This window comes from Sphingobium sp. RSMS (assembly GCF_005406185.4).
GTDB classification, from domain to species: domain Bacteria; phylum Pseudomonadota; class Alphaproteobacteria; order Sphingomonadales; family Sphingomonadaceae; genus Sphingobium; species Sphingobium fuliginis.
Map to the genome: position 1 here is coordinate 378,001 of NZ_CM191258.1, position 18,477 is coordinate 396,477.

At 65.6% G+C, this 18,477-nt stretch carries 14 protein-coding genes; 7 read left to right on the top strand and 7 right to left on the bottom strand.

Features of this window, described 5'->3' with window-relative positions:
• Positions 1-16 precede the first annotated feature (16 nt).
• Together EGM87_RS19800 and treF are read right to left on the bottom strand one after the other, a co-directional pair.
• On the bottom strand, positions 17-229 hold the full coding sequence (locus EGM87_RS19800; protein WP_025550207.1) for a DUF2934 domain-containing protein: 213 nt from the start codon (positions 227-229) through the stop codon (positions 17-19).
• Between the two features lie 127 nt (positions 230-356).
• On the bottom strand, positions 357-1,937 hold the full coding sequence (gene treF, locus EGM87_RS19805) for an alpha,alpha-trehalase TreF (RefSeq protein WP_253719208.1): 1,581 nt from the start codon (positions 1,935-1,937) through the stop codon (positions 357-359).
• Positions 1,938-2,196: 259 nt separating this feature from the next.
• Here treF and EGM87_RS19810 point away from each other — a divergent pair, with 259 nt between their 5' ends.
• Genes EGM87_RS19810 through EGM87_RS19820 form a run of 3 tightly spaced genes read left to right on the top strand, consistent with a single transcriptional unit; the run spans position 2,197 to position 7,616 of the window.
• Positions 2,197-4,641 carry a TonB-dependent receptor gene (locus tag EGM87_RS19810; protein WP_171009959.1) on the top strand — a complete coding sequence of 815 codons (2,445 nt, stop codon included), beginning with the start codon at positions 2,197-2,199 and terminating at the stop codon, positions 4,639-4,641.
• A 6-nt stretch (positions 4,642-4,647) separates the two neighbouring features.
• On the top strand, positions 4,648-6,066 hold the full coding sequence (locus EGM87_RS19815) for a sulfatase-like hydrolase/transferase (protein WP_137709011.1): 1,419 nt from the start codon (positions 4,648-4,650) through the stop codon (positions 6,064-6,066).
• Positions 6,066-7,616, top strand: coding sequence for a sulfatase family protein (locus EGM87_RS19820; protein WP_137709010.1), 1,551 nt, complete (start codon positions 6,066-6,068; stop codon positions 7,614-7,616). The genes EGM87_RS19815 and EGM87_RS19820 overlap by 1 nt, the downstream gene beginning before the upstream one ends.
• A 78-nt stretch (positions 7,617-7,694) precedes the next feature.
• On the opposite strand, the gene EGM87_RS19825 is transcribed toward EGM87_RS19820, so the two are convergent.
• The 3 genes from EGM87_RS19825 to EGM87_RS19835 all read right to left on the bottom strand — a co-directional run bounded on the left by EGM87_RS19825 (position 7,695) and on the right by EGM87_RS19835 (position 12,795).
• The gene (locus EGM87_RS19825; protein ID WP_216614602.1) at positions 7,695-8,201 is read right to left on the bottom strand and encodes a GFA family protein; all 507 of its coding nucleotides are present in this window, start codon (positions 8,199-8,201) and stop codon (positions 7,695-7,697) included.
• Entirely contained in the window at positions 8,198-9,001 is an 804-nt protein-coding gene (gene xth / locus EGM87_RS19830; RefSeq protein WP_137709008.1) for an exodeoxyribonuclease III, read from the bottom strand. Before xth ends, EGM87_RS19825 begins: the two co-directional genes overlap by 4 nt.
• A 164-nt stretch (positions 9,002-9,165) precedes the next feature.
• Positions 9,166-12,795, bottom strand: a complete 3,630-nt coding sequence (locus EGM87_RS19835) for an autotransporter outer membrane beta-barrel domain-containing protein (RefSeq protein ID WP_397586526.1) — start codon at positions 12,793-12,795, stop codon at positions 9,166-9,168.
• A gap of 224 nt (positions 12,796-13,019) precedes the next feature.
• Here EGM87_RS19835 and EGM87_RS19840 point away from each other — a divergent pair, with 224 nt between their 5' ends.
• Positions 13,020-13,709 carry a retropepsin-like aspartic protease family protein gene (locus tag EGM87_RS19840; RefSeq protein ID WP_253719210.1) on the top strand — a complete coding sequence of 230 codons (690 nt, stop codon included), beginning with the start codon at positions 13,020-13,022 and terminating at the stop codon, positions 13,707-13,709.
• Positions 13,710-13,745: 36 nt separating this feature from the next.
• Here the strand turns inward: EGM87_RS19840 and EGM87_RS19845 are convergent, their stop codons facing one another.
• On the bottom strand, positions 13,746-14,552 hold the full coding sequence (locus EGM87_RS19845) for an SDR family NAD(P)-dependent oxidoreductase (RefSeq protein WP_025550200.1): 807 nt from the start codon (positions 14,550-14,552) through the stop codon (positions 13,746-13,748).
• A gap of 241 nt (positions 14,553-14,793) precedes the next feature.
• On the opposite strand from EGM87_RS19845, the gene EGM87_RS19850 reads away from it, so the two are divergent.
• The gene (locus EGM87_RS19850) at positions 14,794-15,369 is read left to right on the top strand and encodes a TetR/AcrR family transcriptional regulator (RefSeq protein ID WP_137709006.1); all 576 of its coding nucleotides are present in this window, start codon (positions 14,794-14,796) and stop codon (positions 15,367-15,369) included.
• Here EGM87_RS19850 and EGM87_RS19855 read toward each other — a convergent pair.
• The gene (locus EGM87_RS19855) at positions 15,344-16,267 is read right to left on the bottom strand and encodes a LysR family transcriptional regulator (protein ID WP_137709005.1); all 924 of its coding nucleotides are present in this window, start codon (positions 16,265-16,267) and stop codon (positions 15,344-15,346) included. The genes EGM87_RS19850 and EGM87_RS19855 overlap by 26 nt on opposite strands.
• A 144-nt stretch (positions 16,268-16,411) precedes the next feature.
• Between EGM87_RS19855 and EGM87_RS19860 the strand changes: the two genes are divergently transcribed.
• Positions 16,412-17,524, top strand: a complete 1,113-nt coding sequence (locus EGM87_RS19860; RefSeq protein ID WP_048576202.1) for an S-(hydroxymethyl)glutathione dehydrogenase/class III alcohol dehydrogenase — start codon at positions 16,412-16,414, stop codon at positions 17,522-17,524.
• Positions 17,525-17,593: 69 nt separating this feature from the next.
• Positions 17,594-18,451 carry an S-formylglutathione hydrolase gene (gene fghA, locus EGM87_RS19865; RefSeq protein ID WP_137709004.1) on the top strand — a complete coding sequence of 286 codons (858 nt, stop codon included), beginning with the start codon at positions 17,594-17,596 and terminating at the stop codon, positions 18,449-18,451.
• Positions 18,452-18,477 lie beyond the last annotated feature (26 nt).

Consider the following 18,477-nt stretch of genomic DNA (forward strand, 5'->3'; position numbering starts at 1 on the left):
TGCTGGAATGGACGGATCAGGCCGATTTCGTTCGGGAGGCGGGCCTGGAGAGCAGCTCGGCGGCGGCACCGGTCGCCAGCGGATTGGGGAGGGTGCTGTCCTCCGGAAGTCCGCCGATCTCCGCCTCGGCCTGCCGCCAATGATCCTCGGCCAATCCTTCGGGGTGGCCCTGCGCCTCCCATATGGCATAGGCGCGCTCTCGAATCCTGTCTTCGGTATCGTCCGGCATGGAGCCTCCCTCGGCGGCCCTGATGGCTGCCTCGGTCAAATGCGCGGGATGCGAATAGGATGCGCAGTCTGATCTGGATCAGTAAAATTTCAGCCCGGACGTCAGCCCCGCCCAGCGCCATTGCGCGTCATTCGGTAGCAAGTTCGGGATATTTCTCCATGATCGCGCTGGTCACGCCATTGGTCCAACCGAAGCCGTCCTGTGTCGGATATTCGCCGCCGCCGCCGGGCTTGCGTTCCTCCACATCATATTTTTCCAGCATCCGGCCGGTCTCGACATAGGCGGCCGTCACCGTGCCCAGCCAGCGCCTGGCGATTTCGCGCGCCAGCGCGGCTTCACCCGACCGCTCAAGTCCCGCAATCGCGATCCATTGCAGCGGCGCCCAGCCATTGGGCGTATCCCATTGCTGGCCGGTGCGCAGCGTCGTTGTGCGCAGCCCGCCCACCGCCAGCAACCGGCTCCGCACGGTCGCGCCGACCGCCTTCGCCTGGGCGGGCGAAGCGGCGCCGGCGAACAGCGGGTAGAGCGTGGCGGCCGACAGAACCGGCGTCGGCTTGCGGGCGGTGCGGTCCCAATCGGCATAGCGGCCCTCGCGCGCTACCCAGAAATAGCGGTCCAGCGCTCCGCGCCTCTGCCTTGCCAGACGGGTGAAGCGATCGGCGCAGGGGCCGTCCCGCGCTTCGCCGCAACGGTGGGCGATGGTCTCCTCCACGATCAGCATCAGGCTGTTGAGGTCGACGGGCACGATGTCGGCGGTGCGGATCGATGAAAGCCGGCGCGGGTCCGCCAGCCAGCGGCTGCTGAAGTCCCATCCGCTTTCCGCCCCGGCGCGCAGATGGCGGTAGAGCGCCTGGGCGGGGCGCGTCCGGTCCTCTGCCGCCGTCGCCACATCTTCGGCATAGGATTCGTCGCGGGGCTGCGGAACATCGTCCCAATAGCGGTTGAGCAGCGTGCCGTCCGGCATTTTGACGACCCGCGCGCATGCGCCGCCGGCGTCGACACAGCTGGCGCCCGTCATCCAATAATCATATTCGCGGCGCAACGCGGCAAGCCGTCGGGCGTCGACCGCGGGATCGCCCTGTTTCGACAGGCCCAGCATCAGCGCGAAAAAGGGCGGCTGCGACCGGCCCAGATAATAGCTGCGCATGCCGTTGGGAATATGGCCATAGCGCTCGATGGCCGCCGTGAAATCCGTCAGCATGGATTCGATCAGCGGCTGCTGCCCGTCGACGGCCAGGCCGAGCATGGTGAAATAGCTGTCCCAATAATAGATTTCGCGGAAGCGGCCGCCCGGCACGACATAGGGCGCCTCCATCGCCAGGGCGGAACTGCCCGGCGCCACGGCTTCGGGCTGGCGCACCAGCGTGGGCCAGAGCGTCCGGATGTGCCGGCGCAGGGTGCCGGCGTTACGGTCATTGACGCCCGGCACGGCGAAATTGGCGAGGACGAAGCTGCGCAGCGCTTCCTTGTCCTGCGGCCTGCTGCTTCGGAAATCGGCCATGATCGCTTCCGGCGCGCGCCGGGGCACTGCGTCGACGAAGGTCTTGCCGTCGGGGAACAGCCGCTGCGTCTGCACGGCCCGGAACAGGTCGCCATAAATCTCCGCCGGGGAGGTTTGGGCCGAAATCGACGCCGGCAGCGTCAATATTGCAGCCAGAATGACGATACGCCGCCAGGGCGACGACTTCATGGCCGATCGGACGTGCATGGTTCCTCTCTCCTTGACCGAAGACTTTATTATGATGCGCTCCCGTGCCGCGCGGACCGGCTTCTTCTCGCTCTCTTCACCGGAGGGATCAAAGGAAAACCTCTCTCCATTGAGACATTAATGCAACGATTGCGCGGAAAAAAGAAGAGCATAGCGGCTGTGGATGCACTTTCCATTCCGTCATCGAAAACAGATGCAGTATGTCAGCGGCAGATCGGCGGGGCATCGATCGCGCCGACTTCGGATGAGGGAGGAAGTCATGCCGAAAAGCCTTCAACGCCGCCTGATGGCGGGTGTTACCGTCAGCGCCTTTTTCACCGCCTTTCCCGCCCTGGCCCAGGTTGCAGGCGGCAGCGCCGCTCCGCCGGAAGAAGCCAGCGACGTCGAGATCGTGGTCGTCGGCACCGCCGGCGCGGGCACGCGGCGGCAGGATGCGTCCTTCGCCGTCACCTCGCTCAATAGCGAAGCGATCACGCGGGCGGCGCCCAACAGCACCGCCGACCTGCTGCGCACCGTGCCGGGCGTCATGGCGGAAAGCTCCGGTGGCCAGAACGGCGCCAATATCTTCGTGCGCGGCTATCCGTCGGGTGGCGACGCGCAGTTCGTGACCTTCCAGCTTGCCGGCGTGCCGATCTTTCCGCCGCCGACATTGTCCTTCCTGGAAAACTCGCAACTCATCCGGCTGGACGAGACGGTGCAGCGCGTCGAAGCGGTGCGCGGCGGCACCGGCTCCCTCTTCTCCAGCGGCCAGCCGGGCCTGACCGTAAACGTCGTGCCGCGGATCGGCGGGGCGGATTTCAAGGGTTCCGCCAAGATTTCCTATACCGATTATGACGAAATTCGGGGCGACGCCTGGGTCTCCGGCCCGCTCGGCCCCGACACGGGTTTCATGGTCGGCGGCTTCTACGCGCAGGGCAACGGCATTCGCGATCCGCGCTATCGGGCGGAAAAGGGCGGCCAGATCACCGCGAACATCCATCATGACTTTGGCGGCCGCGGTTCCGTGGAGGTATATGCCCGCTATCTCAACGATCACGGCCAGTGGCTGCTGCCGATCCCCGTCGTCTCGAACGGCGGCAAGATCAGCGCCTATCCCGGCTTCGATGCGGGGACGGACACGCTGAACGGTCCGGATACGCGCCGCGTCACCAATCTGGTCGGGCGCGCCGTCGATCTGGCCGACGGACGCGGGGCCAAGGTGATCAACACCGGCATCACCTTCGATTACGAACTGGTCGACGGGCTGCGTTTCCGCGAGCGCATGAGCTTCCTGGGCGGGCGGGCCGACACGGTCGGGCTGGTGCCGGTGGCGGCGCCGGTGGCCGCTTCCGCCATGGCGCAGACGCTGGGCGGAACGGGCGCGACGCTGGCCTCGCTCACCTATGCCAATGGCGGTGGCGTGGTTCCGACCGGAGCCAATACGCAAGTGCTGCGCGCCGGCATCTGGGAAGTGCGCAAGAAGATCTCCTCCTTCGTCGCGGACAGCGCGCTGGAATGGGCATCGGGCAACAACAAGCTGACCGGCGGCTATTATTTCGCGGACTACACCACCCGCGACCAATGGGTGCTGGGCAATCAGGTGCTGTTGCAGGCGGAACCCAATGCGCGGCGGCTCGACATGACGCTGACCAGTGGAGCCGGGGTGTTGCAGGCAGCGACGCTCAACGGTTTCTCCAGCGGGCCCGCCTTCCAGGTGCGCGGCAATTATGAGGGCAAGGACTATGCCTTCTACGCGGTGGATGAATTGCAGATCACGCCCGAACTGCGCGTGGATGGCGGCGTGCGGTGGCAGCGCCATGTGGTCGATGCGACGCTCAGCACATCGGCCGATGGCGGTTCGTTCGATCTGGACGGCAATCCCAACACATTGTACGACAATGCGATTACTCGGCTGGGGCCGCCGCGCTCAATCCGTTACCGGGACTCGGCCTGGTCGTGGACCGTCGGCGCGAATTACGATTTCAGCCGGGAGATCGGTGTGTTCGCCCGGTACAGCCGGGGCAACAGCTTCCCGCAATTCGACAATCTGCGCGAGGCGTCCGCCACCAATATTGCAGACAAGACTGGTCTTGCCGCCGTTGCCGAGGTGGATACCTATGAGGCAGGCGTGAAAATATCGACTGCCTTCGCCAATCTCTATGCGACGGTGTTCCACAACAAGTTCGATGGTCTTGCCACCACGACGCTGATCAACAATGTGCCGATCAGTTCGAATGGCGGCGCGAAGGCGACGGGCGTGGAACTGGAAGGCGCGCTGCGGCCGTTCGAAGGGTTCAGCATTTCCGGCGCGCTGACCTGGCTGGACGCCACCTATCGCGGCTTTTTCAGTGGCGGCGGCACGATCGACAACACCGGCAACCGCGTGCAGCGGCAGCCCAAATGGGCCTGGCGCGTCACCCCTGCCTATGAAGTGACGGTGGGCAGCCTCAAACCCTCCGTCTTCGCGACGCTGCAATATACCGGGGACCGCTTCTCCGATCCGGAGAACAACCAGTTGCTGCCGAATTTCTACCAGCTTGACGCGGGCGTGGCCGTCACCGTCAACGACCGCATCCGCCTGGCCGTCACGGGCAACAACCTGACCGACGAGATCGGATTGACGGAGGGCAATCCGCGCATCATCGGCGGGCAAGGCTCCGGCCCGATCCTGGCGCGCCCGATCCTGGGCCGATCCTTCCGGTTCAGCGCCGCGGTCAATTTCTGATCGCTGATGGACCGGCGCGACCTTCTGAAGGGAATGGCCGGGGCGGCGGCAGCGTCCGTCGCCCCGGCCGGCCTGTCCCAGACGCGGCGGGGCAGGGCGCGCAACGTGCTGCTGCTGATTTCCGACGATCAGGGCCTGGACCTCGGCTGCTATGGCGTGCCGATCCGCACCCCGCGCATCGATCGGCTGGCGGGGGAGGGGACGCGCTTCACCCAGGGCTTTGCCGCCGTATCCTCCTGCAGTCCCAGCCGGGCGGTGATCAATAGCGGGCTCTACACGCACCAGAACGGCATGTACGGGCTCCAGCACGACATCCATCACCAGTCGTTGCTGCCGGGAATAGAAACGCTGCCCTCGCTCCTGCGGCGGGCGGGCTATGCGACAGCGCTCGTGGGCAAGAAGCATGTGGGGCCGGACTCGGCCTTTCCCTATGAGGCGGAACTTGTGCCCGAACGGTCGGGCATCCGCGATGTCCGCGAACTGGCGATTGCGGCGTCCAGCTTCATCCGCTCCACGGACGATCGGCCTTTCTTCGTCACCATCGCCTATAGCGATCCGCATCGCTCCGCCGTCGATTATGGCAATGACCGGTCGTGGCCGGGCGTGAAGCCGGCCCGCTACGATCCGCACAAAGTGCCCGTTCCGTCCCATCTGCCCGATCTGCCGGCCGTCAGAGCCGACCTGGCGGAATATTATGAGTCCGTCAGCCGTCTGGACAGCGGGGTCGGCATGGTCCTGGACGATCTTGCCGCGACCGGCCGCGCCGACGATACGCTGGTGATCTTCCTCAGCGACAATGGGCGGCCCTTTCCCGGCGCGAAGACCAACCTCTACGACGCCGGACTGCACCTGCCGCTGATCATCCGCGCCCCGGGAAGCGCGACCGCGGTCAACGATGCGATGGTGAGCTGGGTCGACATCGCGCCGACCATATTGGAATGGACCGGCGTCGCCGCGCCGACCGCCTATGCGCTTTCCGGCCGTTCGCTGCTGCCGCTGCTGGGCCGTCGCGCCGATCCGCAACGCGACGCCGTGTTCGCCAGCCACGACTTTCATGAGATCAACCAATATTATCCCATGCGGGCCATCCGCACGCGGACGCACAGCTATATTCTCAACCTCGCCTCCCCGCTGGACTATCCCATCGCCGGAGACGTGGCGGGTTCTCCGGCGTGGAAGGCGATCAGCGCCGATCCCGCCATCCGCCTGGGGAAGAGGACGCAGGCAGCCTATCTCAAGCGGGACGCGGAGGAGCTTTACGACCTGACGCGCGATCCGGATGAACTGGGGAACGTCGCCGCCGATCCCGCCTATGCCGGGGTGAAGCGGACGCTGGCCGAACGTCTGCATGCCATGCGGGCGGCGACCAAAGACCCCTGGCTGGCCGGACAGACCGATCCCTATTCGCATATGGGACGGCCGTAATGGCGGACGAGCTGGACCGGCGCGGCCTGTTGCTGGCGGGCAGCGCGGGGGCATTCGGCCTTTACAGTTGGGCGGCGGCGGATGCCGCGGCCGTTCCGGCCAAAAAGAAGCGGTTGAAGCTGCGCCGCCACGCAGGGACCAGGCCGAAGAATATCCTGGTCGTCCTCACCGACGATCATCGCTACGACGCGATCGGCTTCATGAAGGCGCAATCCTTCGGGGAGACGCCGACGCTGGACCGGCTGGCGCGGGAGGGGGTGCATTTCAGGAACGCCTTCGTCACCACCGCCCTGTGTTCGCCCAGTCGCGCCACGATCTTCACCGGGCTCTATGCGCATCAGCACAGGGTGGTGGACAATAATCATCCGATACCGGCCGGCCTCATCTACTATCCCGAATATCTCCGGCAGGCGGGCTATGAGACCGCCTTCATCGGCAAATGGCACATGGGGCAGGAAACGGACCAGCCCCAGCCCGGCTTCGACCATTGGGTCAGCTTCAAGGGGCAGGGCACCTATCTGCCGGGCGAGGATGGCCTGAACGTCAATGGCCGCAAGGTGCCGCAAAGGGGCTATATCACCGACGAACTGACCGACTATGCGATGGACTGGATCGGCAAGCGCGACGGCAAGCGCCCGTGGATGATGCATCTGGCGCACAAGGCCGTCCATTCGGAGTTCATTCCGGCCGAGCGGCATGCAGGGCGCTATTCCGGGGAGACGTTCCGCTATCCGGACACGATGAAGCCAGATGTTCCGGGCCGGCCGATGTGGGTCGAAAACCAGCGCAACAGTTGGCACGGCGTCGACTATGCCTATCACGGCAAGCTCGACATCGCCGACTATTACAAGCGCTATATGGAAACATTGCTGGCCGTCGACGAAGGACTGGCGCGTATCATGGACCTGCTGGAACGAAGGGGCGATCTGGACGACACGCTGATCCTCTATATGGGCGACAACGGGTTCATGTTCGGGGAACATGGGCTGATCGACAAGCGCGCCGCCTATGAGGAATCGATGCGCGTGCCGATGCTGATGCGCTGTCCCTCCCTCTTCGGCCCGCGGACGGTGGAGGACATCGTCGCCAATCTCGACGTTGCGCCCACCATGCTCGCCGCCGCAGGGCTGGAGGCGCCGGATGGGCTTGCCGGCATGGACATGTTGCCGCTGGCGCAGGGACGGGCGGTCCCGTGGCGCAAGGATCTGGTTTATGAATATTATTGGGAACGCAACTTCCCGCAGACGCCGACCGTCCACGCCCTGCGCGAGGATCGGTATAAATATATCCACTTCCACGGCATCTGGGACGTGGACGAACTGTACGACCTGGCGGCCGATCCACAGGAGAGCGACAATCTGCTGGCCAGGCCGGGGCATGAGCAACTGGCCGAACGGATGAGCGCGAAGCTGTTCCGGATGCTGGAGGAAACGGGCGGCATGCAGATTCCGCTCAGTCCGGATGCCGGGGAGCGGAACGAACTGCGCGATCCCAAAGGCTCGCCGGCCGCTCCTTTCCCGCCGCGCTTCTATCGGCCATCGGGAAGATAGCGACGCGAAGATAGGGCGGGGCGGACGGAAGGGGACCGGAAGATGAAATTGGTCATCGAACCGTTGCCGACGCCTCCATCACCGCGCGCCCGAACTCGTTGCGCTCGACGACAGCCATGCACCTCTGCTGGCTGAGGAATCGCCGCCGGAAACGCCATCGTCCAGTCCCACCGTATCGGGCCGGAAACCGGCATGGCGCGGCAAGGCATCGGCCATTTCGAACCAGGCAATGCGGCTGGCATCCCAGATATGGAATTGAGGGGCAAGGGCGGAGGGATCGTCAAGCGTGGCAATCGTGAAGTCGATCGTGTCGGGCTGGTGATCGACCTGCATGGTGAGAGGCGTTCCGCACGCGGCGCAAAAGCCGCGCTCGCCAAAGTCGGAGGACCGGCGGACGGCGCGTTCGCCCGCGACGATGCGAAAGTCCCCGACCGGAACCGTGGCAAAGGCCATGACCGGCGCGCCGCTCGTCAACTGGCATAGCCGGCAGTGGCAATAACCTGCATCGAAGGGCGGGGAATGAAGCGCATAACGCACCGCGCCGCAGGCGCAGCCGCCGGAAAGCATGGCAGAGGCGTTCATCATCCCTTCTCCCTGGCGCGCGGCGGCGGCGCATCCGCCAGTTCGATCCAGACCGGCGCATGGTCGCTGGTCTTTTCCCAGCCGCGCACGTCGCGATCCACTTCGGCGGCGACGAGCCGGTTCGAAAGGGCCGGGCTGAGCAGCAGGTGATCGATCCTGAGCCCCGCATTGCGCGCATGGGCGTTCCGGAAATAATCCCAGAAGGTGTAGATGGTTTCATCGGGATGAAGCGTGCGGAGGCTGTCCGTCCAGCCCTGGTCGAGCAGGCGGAAATAGGCCGCCCTGACCTCCGGCGCGAACAGCGCGTCGTCGCGCCAGCGTTCCGGCTTATAGACGTCGAGGTCCGTGGGCATGACGTTGAAGTCGCCGGCGAGCACGACCGGCAGTCGCTGGTCGATGAACCCGGCGGCATGGTCGATCAGCCGGTCGAACCAGCGGAGCTTATAGTCGAACTTGGGGCCGGGGCGGGGATTGCCATTGGGAAGATAGAGGCCGCCTATGAGGATGCCGTTCACCGCCGCCTCGATATAGCGGCTGTGGCTGTCGTCGGGATCGCCGGGCAGGCCGCGCCGGGTTTCGTGGATTTCGCCGACGCGGCTGAGGATCGCCACGCCGTTCCAGCTTTTCTGGCCATGCCAGACCGCATCATATCCAAGGTCACGGATCGGTACCTCCGGAAACTTCTCGTCGGGCGCCTTGAGTTCCTGAAGGCAGACGATGTCAGGCCGCGTCTCGGCCAGCCAGCGAAGCAGGACAGGGAGCCGGCCGTTGACCCCGTTCACATTGTAGGTCGCGACCTTCACGGCCTGGGCGACAGCCGGCGGGCGTCATGGGCCATGACCGCCGCATCTCGCGCCAAAATATCGTCGCCTGTCTTCATGGTGATTCAGGAGACGCCCGTCCGCGGGACTCGTTCCGCCGTCATGTCGCTTCTTCGGCCATTATCCATGCGGCGCGGCTTTCTTCGTCAGAATTGCCATAGCAGCCCCGCCCGCGCGGCATGGTTCTGACTGGCCGGCGAGAGCGCGCCGCTGTAGCCGAGATTGATCCGCATGTTCGATCCCACCGCCGCTTCCAGCCCGATCTCGCTGACCAGCGTGTCGCGGGCGATCGGCAGGCCCGTCACATGGAAACGCTGGCCGCCCAGGGCGGCTCCCACCACCGGAAGCTGATCTCCGAAAGCATGTTGCCAACCGGCCGATGCGCGCAGCGTCAGCGATGAAGCGCCCCATTGCAGCCGGGTGTCGCCGCGCAGACCGGCGGTCGCGAAGCTGGTCCGCATCGAATCCCCGCCCAATGCCAGCGCCGCGCTGCCGCCGCTTTCCTGCCCTTTTCCGACGCGAAGCTGCACATGCGCCATGCTGATGAAGGGTTCCAGCGCTCCGGCGGACAGGGCGAAGCGATGGGCCGCCTCGGCAAAGGCCTGGGTCGTCGTGGCGCGGTACCGTGTGCTGAGGCTATCCGCGAACCCAGCGAAGGCGACCGAGCGTCGCGCGTCAATGTCCTGCCAACTGACGATAAGACCGCCGCGCAGCGTGACTGGCGCCAGCGCAGCGCCGCCATAGAAACCGGCATGGTAGCTGTCGATGTCGGCATAGCCCTGCGCCCTCATGGCGGCGCGATGATGGCCGCCGACGATACCCAGCCGCAGCGTCGTTTCCGGCACCTGCCATTCGGCCCCGAACAAGGCGCCCGACGAACCTTGCGCCATGGCCGACGCATTGTCATGGCCCCGCCGGTTGCCCCATTCGTCAAGCGCCTTCCCCCAATAGGCAGGCCCCAGCCGGTCGTCGGCCGGACCGCGCAGCCGTTCCAGCGTGGCATCGCGCGAAAGGCCGCTGGCCTCCACCAGCGCCGTACGGATCGAGGCGTGGAACGCCCCGGAAAGCCGGTCGAAGGCATTGCGCGCCGTGTGCGCATCGCTCAGCAGCACGGCGTCATAGGCCGCATTGCCCGAACCCAGTGTCTGGAGTGCGGCTCCGGCGGCGCGCTGGTTGGACGTGGCGGCCACCTCATCGAACCGGACGTCGTTGCGCCTGAGCGTCAGGGTGACCGCATTGGCCGAATAGCCAAGGCTCGGCGTCAGGAAGGCGAAGGAGGAGGTGACCGTGTCGAACCGCCCCCGGATTCCAGCCTGGGCGGTGAGGATGGTATAGGTCGCGCTTGGCCGATACGCGCCGGTCGCGCCGATATGCGCCACCGTGCCGCCAAGCGTCGCCGTGCCCAGCACATCGATGCGGTCAGTGACCGTGCCCGATGGATCGACCTCGATCTCCGTACGGCTGCCCGGCGACAGTTCCAGATCGCCTTCCACCGTGAGCGTCGCGATGCCTGGCCCCGGCGCGATTATCCCTCCCGGTGCGATCCGCACCGAGCCCAGGCGGCCGCGTCCCGCCAGAAGGCTGCCGCCCTCCACCGCCAGCGCGCCGCCTAGCGCGCCGTCGACCGTCAAGCGACCGAACCGCACTTGCGTGGCGCCGGTAAAATCCCGCGATCCGCCGGTCAGCGTCAGATCGCCGGTTCCTGCCTTGATGAAGCGGCCGGCGCCCGCCAGCGTGCCTGCATAGCGGCTGTCGCCCGGTTCCTCGAACAGCAGTTCGGCGCCCGAGTTCAGAACGGCGTCGCCGGTGAAGCGGCTGGCGGCGGTGGCCAGCCGCCCTTCTTCCAGCCGCCAGTCCAGCGTGCTTGCTCCCATGAGTGTCAGAACGCCGCTGCCGCGCTTCACCATCCGGCCCGCAATGCCGCCAAGCGGGCGGATGCCACCGGCAAAGCCTTCATTGGTTCGCTGGTCGAACACTATTGTCGCCGCGTTCGATATGTCGCCGCGGATCGACAGCGCATTGCCGACCAGCGTGCCCGCCGCAACCTCCGTATTGCCGGCATAGCCATTCAAGCCCGACAGGATCAGCGTGCCCGCGTCCTGCTTGACGAGCGTGGTGTTGCCCGAAAGAGCCACCGCGATTTCGGCAGTCATCGTTGTGCTCCAGACGCTTCCGTCACCGACCCGGATGACCGTGCGGTCGCCTCCCGCCAGCGTCAGCCCGCTTCCCGACAGTTGGTAGCCGGTCACGGCGAACTGCATGCCTGCGGTCGACAATGCCCCCGCGCTGCCGTCCAGGACCACCTGTCCGCCACGCCCGGCAAAGATGGCGAAGGCGGCGGGATCGGCTGTGCGGCTGCTCGCGCCATCCTCCCCGGTCCAGTCCGGCGTCCCGGCGCGCCATGTGCCGGGCCCGCCATCCACCCTGCCATCGGAATGGCGCGTTGGATCGCCGCCATCCCAGAAAAGCAGCGGGCGTGCGGACGCGCCGGACAGCAGGTTCACCTGACCCGCCGTCGCCGTCTGGACCGACAGCCTGCCTGGAACCTGTCCGGGCGGCGGGGCGCCGAGTTCCAGGCCATGATCGGTCAACTGCCCGCCATAGCTGAACAGCCGGTAGAGGCCGTCTTCCAGAGGATCGCTGCCGCCAAGGTCGAGGATGCCGTCGAGTGTCAGGTTCCCGGCTATATCGAACAATGCCGGATCGCCCGACCGGCGCAGGGCGGCCACGACGACCGATCCCGAACCCAGCTTCAGGCTGGCCATGTGGAGCGTGTCGCCACCCTTGCCCAGCAGGCGGCCGCCGCCTCCGACATCGACCGCGCCGACCCGGCCCGTGCCGCTCAGCACGCCGCCGTCGGAAAGGCGAAGCGTGCCGCCCAGCGCGCCATCGACCCGCAATGCGCTGCCTTCGACGCGGGTGGCGCCAGTGAAATCGCCCGATTGCCCGGTCATCAAGAGCGTTGCGGAGCCGGTCACGTCGAATCCCCCGCTGCCGGATAGCCGATAGGGATATACCGTTTCCGCGCCCGTTATGTTGCCGGAGGAGAAGGTCAGCGCACCTCCACCGCCGATTTCGACATCGCCGCCAAATCCCTGGGCGCGGGCGATCAGCCGCCCCTCGTCCACCCGCCAGTTCAGTGCATTGCCGCCGCTCAGCGTGAGGGCGCCCGCGCCCTGTTTGATCATATATCCCCAGAAGCTGAACACCCCGCTGACATTCCCGGCGAAGGTCGCGTCCTCCTCCTGGTCGAAGATCACGGTGCCGCCATTTTCCAGATCGCCCCGGATCGAATGGACATTGCCGATGACGGTGCCGCCATCCACCCGCGTGTTGCCCAGATAGCTGTTCTTGCCGGTCAGCACGACCGTGCCCAGATCGTTGAAGAACACCCCGCCCGTGCCGGTCAGTTCCGTATCGATCCGGGTGGTGGCGCCCATTTCCGACCGGATCGAGGTATAGGCGCCGCCGTCCAGCTTCAACGACCCGCCGGTGAGGCGATAGCCGTCCGACCGGAACAGCATGCCGGTGACTGACGGCACGCCCTGGCTGTCGTCTATGGTGACCGTTCCCGGCCTTCCCTGGAATATCGCAAAGGCGGGCACCGGGCGCATCGGGCCGTTGATGACGCCGTTGCTGTCGGTCCAGCTCGGTTCCGTCATGCGCCAGAGGCCGGACCCCCCGTCTACGGCGCCATTGGCGTGCAGTTCAGGATCGCTGCCATCCCAGAAGCGGAGCGCCGTCTGCGCCTCCGCTTCGGCGGGCGTCATCATCATGCCCCCCAGGAAAAGCGCTGCGGTCGTGTCCCGCGCGATCGATCCGGACTGCGCAAACCCTCCGCGTCGACCCCTACGTCGCATCGGCCCGTTCCCTTTTCACGCCAGCCCCCGAAGGGGATTGCGCCCGCTAAGCAGTTCATCGGCAACGCTTTTGCGCCGATCTGTGAGATTGGCGCGGGGAAGGGAGGCCGCAACATTCCATCCGCCGATGGAGCGCGGGCATGCCGCAGACCGCTGGCGGCAAGCGACTGCGCGCTCCGGGATCAAACGACGTTTCCATCGGTTCGAAGGCGATGGACATCGCGACCAATCCCGAATGGCAACGCCTTCTTCCCTATGCACTGGCAGGCGCCGTCTTCCTCATCCTGCTCTTCAACATTCCCTTCATCGGACGCGTCCTCCGCGCCCTCCTATCGGTGGCTCTGCTGGCGCTGTGCCTTCTGATCCTTGCGCAACAGGCACCGTTCGACCCCAATCTGAGCCCGCTGATGAACCGATTGGGCCTTAGCAGCCAGCAGGTGACGGGGGATATGATCCGCATCCGCATGGCGGCAGATGGCCATTTCTGGGCACGGGCCGAACTCAATGGCGTGAAACGCCGGATGCTGATCGACAGCGGCGCGACGGTGACGGCGCTCTCCCGGGAGACTGCGCGCCAGGCCGCGGTCAGCGTGGACGATGGTCTGGTGCCGGTCCTCATGCGGACGGCGAACGGAACCATCCGGGCCGACACCGGCACCGTCGCGCGTCTGAAGGTCGGCGGAATGGAAGCCCGCAACCTCAAGGTGATCATTTCCCCGGCGCTGGGAAATGTTGACATATTGGGCATGAACTTTCTGACGCAGCTCGCGTCCTGGCGGGTGGAAGGACGCGAGCTGATACTGGTGCCGGCCAAGGATCGGGACGGCTGAAGCAAAGGGAAGCCGCTTCCCGCATCGGCGGCCCGTTCAGGCGGTAAGAAGGGCGTCCCGGTAACGGGGCGCGACATCGCTCTTGGACAGATTCGGTCCCATGGCGAGGCGCGCCTCCTGCAAGGTCAGCCATTGCTGTTCGTCGGACAGCGGCGGAATGGTGACGGTCTCCCCCCTGTCGAAGCCGAGCAGGGCGGCATCCACCATATCGCCCGCTTCCATCACGAAACCTGCGGGAAAGGCATCGACATCCTTGCCCGACCGCGCCCAGATTTCGGTTCGCGTGGCGCCCGGCAGGACGGCCTGCACGCGGACGCCCTTGTCGCGCAATTGCGTGGCCATCGACTGGCTGAGGTTCAGGATGAAGGCCTTGGTTCCGCTATACACCCCATCGAACATCTCGGGCGCGAGGGCGAGCACGGAGGACAGGTTGACGATCGCGCCACGGCCCGCCGCGACGAAGGCCTTGCCCGCCGCGGAGGCGAGCCGGGTCGGCGCCGTCACGTTGAGGGCGATGATCCGCGACAATTGCGGCGTGTCATTGTCCAATATGCCGCCGTTCAGCGACATGCCCGCATTGTTGACGAGCATGGTGACGTCGCCTGCGGCCAGACGCTCCTCGATCCGTTGCAGGTCGCCCTCGGCGGTCAGGTCCGCCGCGATGACCTCCACGTCCACGCCCGCTTCGCCGCGCAGCCTTTCGGCCAGCGCATCCAGGCGCGGCCGGTCCCGCGCGACGAGAATGAGGTCGAAGCCGCGTCTGGCCAGGCGGTCCGCATAGACCGCGCCGATACCGGTCGAAGCACCTGTGATAAGGGCGATGTTCTTTTCAGCCTGTGTCATGGCAATACTCCTGGGGATGGTCGAAAGAGCCGGTGAGGCCCGTCACATCAGCGGCGGCATCGGAAAAGCGGCAGGCTCCAGCACGGGCTGGTGCCGGCGGATCCTAACATTATCTCGGGCTGCATCATCGCCCTTCCTGACATCATTGCGAATATGACGACCATCATATATATTACGATTATCATTTGTCCAGAGGGAAGGGGCATGGCAAAGACGCAGAAGAAGAGGAGGACGAGCGGTCATGGCTGACAAGAGCGCGCACAAGGCGAAGACGCGCGCGCGTATCCTGGGCGAGGCGGCTGGGGCCATGCGCATGGCGGGCGTGCAAGGCATCGGCGTCTCGGCGCTGATGCAGCGGGCGGGCCTCACCCATGGCGGCTTCTATGCTCATTTCGAGTCGCGGGACGATCTGGTGGCGCATGCCGTCGACCGCATGTTCGAGGAAAGCGCCATGATATTGGACCGCTTTCTGGGGGAAAGGCCGGACCTTGCCGGCCTGATCGACCATTATCTGTCGGAAAGCGCCTATCGGGCGGTGGACCGTGGTTGCCCCTTGCCCGGCCTTTCGGGGGAGGCCGCACGCATGCCACCCGCCGCGCGCTTGCGGTTCGAAGCGGGGGTCAGGCGGTTTCGAGAAGGGATTGCGCGGGCGCTGGAGATTGCAGGCCGGTCCGATGGCCCGGCCCTCGCCCATTCGCTGCTTGCGGAGCTTGTCGGGGCCATGACGCTGGCGCGGGCGATGTCGGATGAAGGCGCGGCGCTGGATTTCCTCGCTTCGTCTCGCGACCGGCTCAAGGAACGTATCGGTCTGGCCTGACCGCGGCTTCCCTTCTGGGGGTGTTCATCGCCGGCCCCAGTTCATGCAGCAGGCAATCCACGACCTGCCGCACCTTTGGCAGCAGATGCCGCCGCTGGGGATAAACCGCCCATATGGGCTCATCGTCCGGCTGGACATCCTCCAGCAGCAGTTCGACCATGCCGTGCTTCAGATAGGGGAGGATGTAGAAATCCGGGAGCTGGCAGATGCCGAGCCCCGAAATGCACGCTTCCATGACGGCATGTCCGCTATTGCACCTGAAGCGCCCCTTGGGCCGATGGATCATTTCCTGGCCGTCGACCTTGAAATGCCATGTGCCTGCGGAGCCCGCGATGCATTCATGCCCCGCCAGCGCACCGACGCCGGCGGGGCGGCCCGCGGAAGCCAGATAGCTGGGGGCGGCGCAGGTGTAGAGCGTGCGCGACGCCACCCGCGTCGCGATCAGGCGAGGGTCGTTGACCGTCCCCGTCCGCACCGCGACGTCGAATCCCTCGCCGACCAGATCGATGACCCGGTTGGACAATTCGATAGACACGGCCAGCTTGGGATGTTGCATGGCGAAGCGGCGGATGATCGGCGCCACGAAGCGCTCGCCCATGGCCGTCGAGCAGGTGACGCGCAACTCTCCCTGCGGCTCGCTTCTCTCTCCGATCAGGGCGATGGCCTCGTCCCTGTCCTTGGCGATGCGCTCGCACCGTTCGAAGAACACCCGGCCGGTGTCGGTCAGCCGGACGGTCCGGGTGGTCCGGTGGAAAAGCTGCGCCTGCACACGCTGCTCCAGCGCCATGATGGACCGGCTGACATGGGTGGTGGAGACACCCAGCGCCCTTGCCCCGCGCGTGAAGGAGCCTGCGGTGGCGACACTGATGAACTCGTCTATGCCATCCCAGTTGGACATTTGATTATACCAGCTCAGGAATAATGATTTTCCGAAACACTATATTATCACCATTGCGGAACAGCGCTAGGGAGGGCGGAAAGAGAGGGCGCGGCGGGAGCCATGGCCTCTCTTCTCGCAAATGATCATGACGAGGAATGAGAGATGAAGACCCGCGCCGCCGTCGCCTTCGAGGCGAAGAAGCCACTGGAGATCGTCGAAGTCGATCTGGAAGGCCCGAAGGCGGGCGAGGTTCTGGTGGAGATCATGGCGACGGGCATCTGCCACACCGACGCCTATACGCTGGACGGCTTCGACAGCGAGGGCATTTTCCCCTCGATCCTGGGCCATGAGGGCGCTGGCATCGTGCGGGAGGTCGGCGCGGGCGTCACTTCGGTGAAGCCCGGCGACCATGTGATCCCGCTCTACACGCCCGAATGCCGCCAGTGCAAAAGCTGCCTGTCGGGCAAGACGAACCTGTGCACCGCGATCCGCGCGACCCAGGGCAAGGGACTGATGCCGGACGGCACGACCCGTTTCAGCTACAAGGGCCAGCCGATCTTCCACTATATGGGCTGCTCCACCTTCTCCAACTTCACCGTCCTGCCGGAGATCGCTGTGGCGAAGATCCGCGACGATGCGCCCTTCCAGACGAGCTGCTATGTCGGCTGCGGCGTCACCACCGGCGTCGGCGCGGTCGTCAACACGGCCAAGGTGCAGGCGGGCGAGAATGTCGTGGTCTTCGGCCTGGGCGGCATCGGCCTCAATGTCATCCAGGGCGCGAAGATGGTCGGCGCGGACAAGATCATCGGCATCGACATCAACCCGGATCGGGAGGAATGGGGCCGCAAGTTCGGCATGACTCATTTCATCAACAGCAGGGGCCTGTCGCGCGAGGAGACCGTCGCCAGGATTCTGGAGGTGACGGACGGCGGCGCCGACTACAGCTTCGACGCGACCGGCAATACGGAGGTGATGCGCACCGCGCTCGAATGCTGTCATCGCGGCTGGGGGGAAAGCATCATCATCGGCGTCGCCGAAGCGGGGAAGGAGATCAGCACCCGCCCGTTCCAGCTCGTCACCGGCCGGGTCTGGAAGGGTACGGCCTTCGGCGGCGCGAAGGGCCGCACCGACGTTCCCAAGATCGTCGACTGGTACATGAACGGCAAGATCGAGATCGATCCCATGATCACCCACGTCCTGACGCTGGAGGAGATCAACAAGGGCTTCGACCTGATGCATGCGGGGGAGAGCATCCGCAGCGTCGTGCTGTTCTGATACGGCGAGGAGAAAATTTATGGCGGTGACTTCCGGTGCCGTTCCCACGCGATCGGATGGCAGGTGATCATGGAACAGGTGAGCGCCAACAAGGCCTTTGGCGGCGTGCAGGGCGTGTACCGGCACGCCTCCGCCTCGACGGGGACGGACATGACCTTCTCGGTCTATGTGCCGCCCCATGCGGAGGGGACGAAACTGCCGGTCGTCTGGTATCTGTCCGGACTGACCTGCACCCACGCCAATGTCACTGAAAAGGGCGAGTTCCGCGCCGCCTGCGCCGAACTGGGCCTGATCTTCGTCGCGCCGGACACCAGCCCGCGCGGCCCGGACCGCAACGGCGATGCCGTGGCGGACGATCCGGACGGGGCCTATGATTTCGGTCTGGGCGCCGGTTTCTATGTCGACGCGACGCAGGCCCCCTTCGCCGCCCATTATCGCATGTGGTCCTATGTGACCCAGGAACTGCCCGCGCTGGTCGCGGCCAATTTCCCCGCGGACATGGAACGCCAGTCGATCATGGGTCACAGCATGGGCGGCCATGGCGCGCTGACCGTCGGCCTCACTCTTCCCGACCGGTACAAGGCGGTATCGGCCTTCGCGCCGATCGTCGCGCCGGGGCAGGTGCCCTGGGGGCAGAAGGCGCTGGCCGGCTATCTGGGCGATGACCCGGCCGCCTGGCGCCGGCATGACGCGGTCGCGCTGATCGAGGACGGCGCCCGGGTTCCGGCGCTGCTGGTCGACCAGGGGACGGCCGACAATTTCCTGGAACAGGAATTGCGCCCGGAACTGCTGAAGGCGGCTTGCGAGACAGCGGGGATCGACCTGACGCTGAACCTGCGCGACGGCTATGACCATAGCTATTATTTCATTTCCACCTTCATGGCGGACCATCTGCGCTGGCATGCGGCCCGTCTTGGCAAGGATTGATCGATGGTGCAGATTTTCGTGACCGG

Coding starts and splice junctions, on each gene's coding strand:
- EGM87_RS19840 (WP_253719210.1), top strand. CDS start 13,020: ATGCCGCAGACCGCTGGCGGCAAGCGACTGCGCGCTCCGGGATCAAAC.
- EGM87_RS19800 (WP_025550207.1), bottom strand. CDS start 229: ATGCCGGACGATACCGAAGACAGGATTCGAGAGCGCGCCTATGCCATA.
- EGM87_RS19810 (WP_171009959.1), top strand. CDS start 2,197: ATGCCGAAAAGCCTTCAACGCCGCCTGATGGCGGGTGTTACCGTCAGC.
- EGM87_RS19850 (WP_137709006.1), top strand. CDS start 14,794: ATGGCTGACAAGAGCGCGCACAAGGCGAAGACGCGCGCGCGTATCCTG.
- EGM87_RS19835 (WP_397586526.1), bottom strand. CDS start 12,795: ATGATGATGACGCCCGCCGAAGCGGAGGCGCAGACGGCGCTCCGCTTC.
- treF (WP_253719208.1), bottom strand. CDS start 1,937: ATGCACGTCCGATCGGCCATGAAGTCGTCGCCCTGGCGGCGTATCGTC.
- EGM87_RS19815 (WP_137709011.1), top strand. CDS start 4,648: ATGGACCGGCGCGACCTTCTGAAGGGAATGGCCGGGGCGGCGGCAGCG.
- EGM87_RS19820 (WP_137709010.1), top strand. CDS start 6,066: ATGGCGGACGAGCTGGACCGGCGCGGCCTGTTGCTGGCGGGCAGCGCG.
- fghA (WP_137709004.1), top strand. CDS start 17,594: ATGGAACAGGTGAGCGCCAACAAGGCCTTTGGCGGCGTGCAGGGCGTG.
- EGM87_RS19855 (WP_137709005.1), bottom strand. CDS start 16,267: ATGTCCAACTGGGATGGCATAGACGAGTTCATCAGTGTCGCCACCGCA.
- EGM87_RS19845 (WP_025550200.1), bottom strand. CDS start 14,552: ATGACACAGGCTGAAAAGAACATCGCCCTTATCACAGGTGCTTCGACC.
- EGM87_RS19860 (WP_048576202.1), top strand. CDS start 16,412: ATGAAGACCCGCGCCGCCGTCGCCTTCGAGGCGAAGAAGCCACTGGAG.
- EGM87_RS19825 (WP_216614602.1), bottom strand. CDS start 8,201: ATGATGAACGCCTCTGCCATGCTTTCCGGCGGCTGCGCCTGCGGCGCG.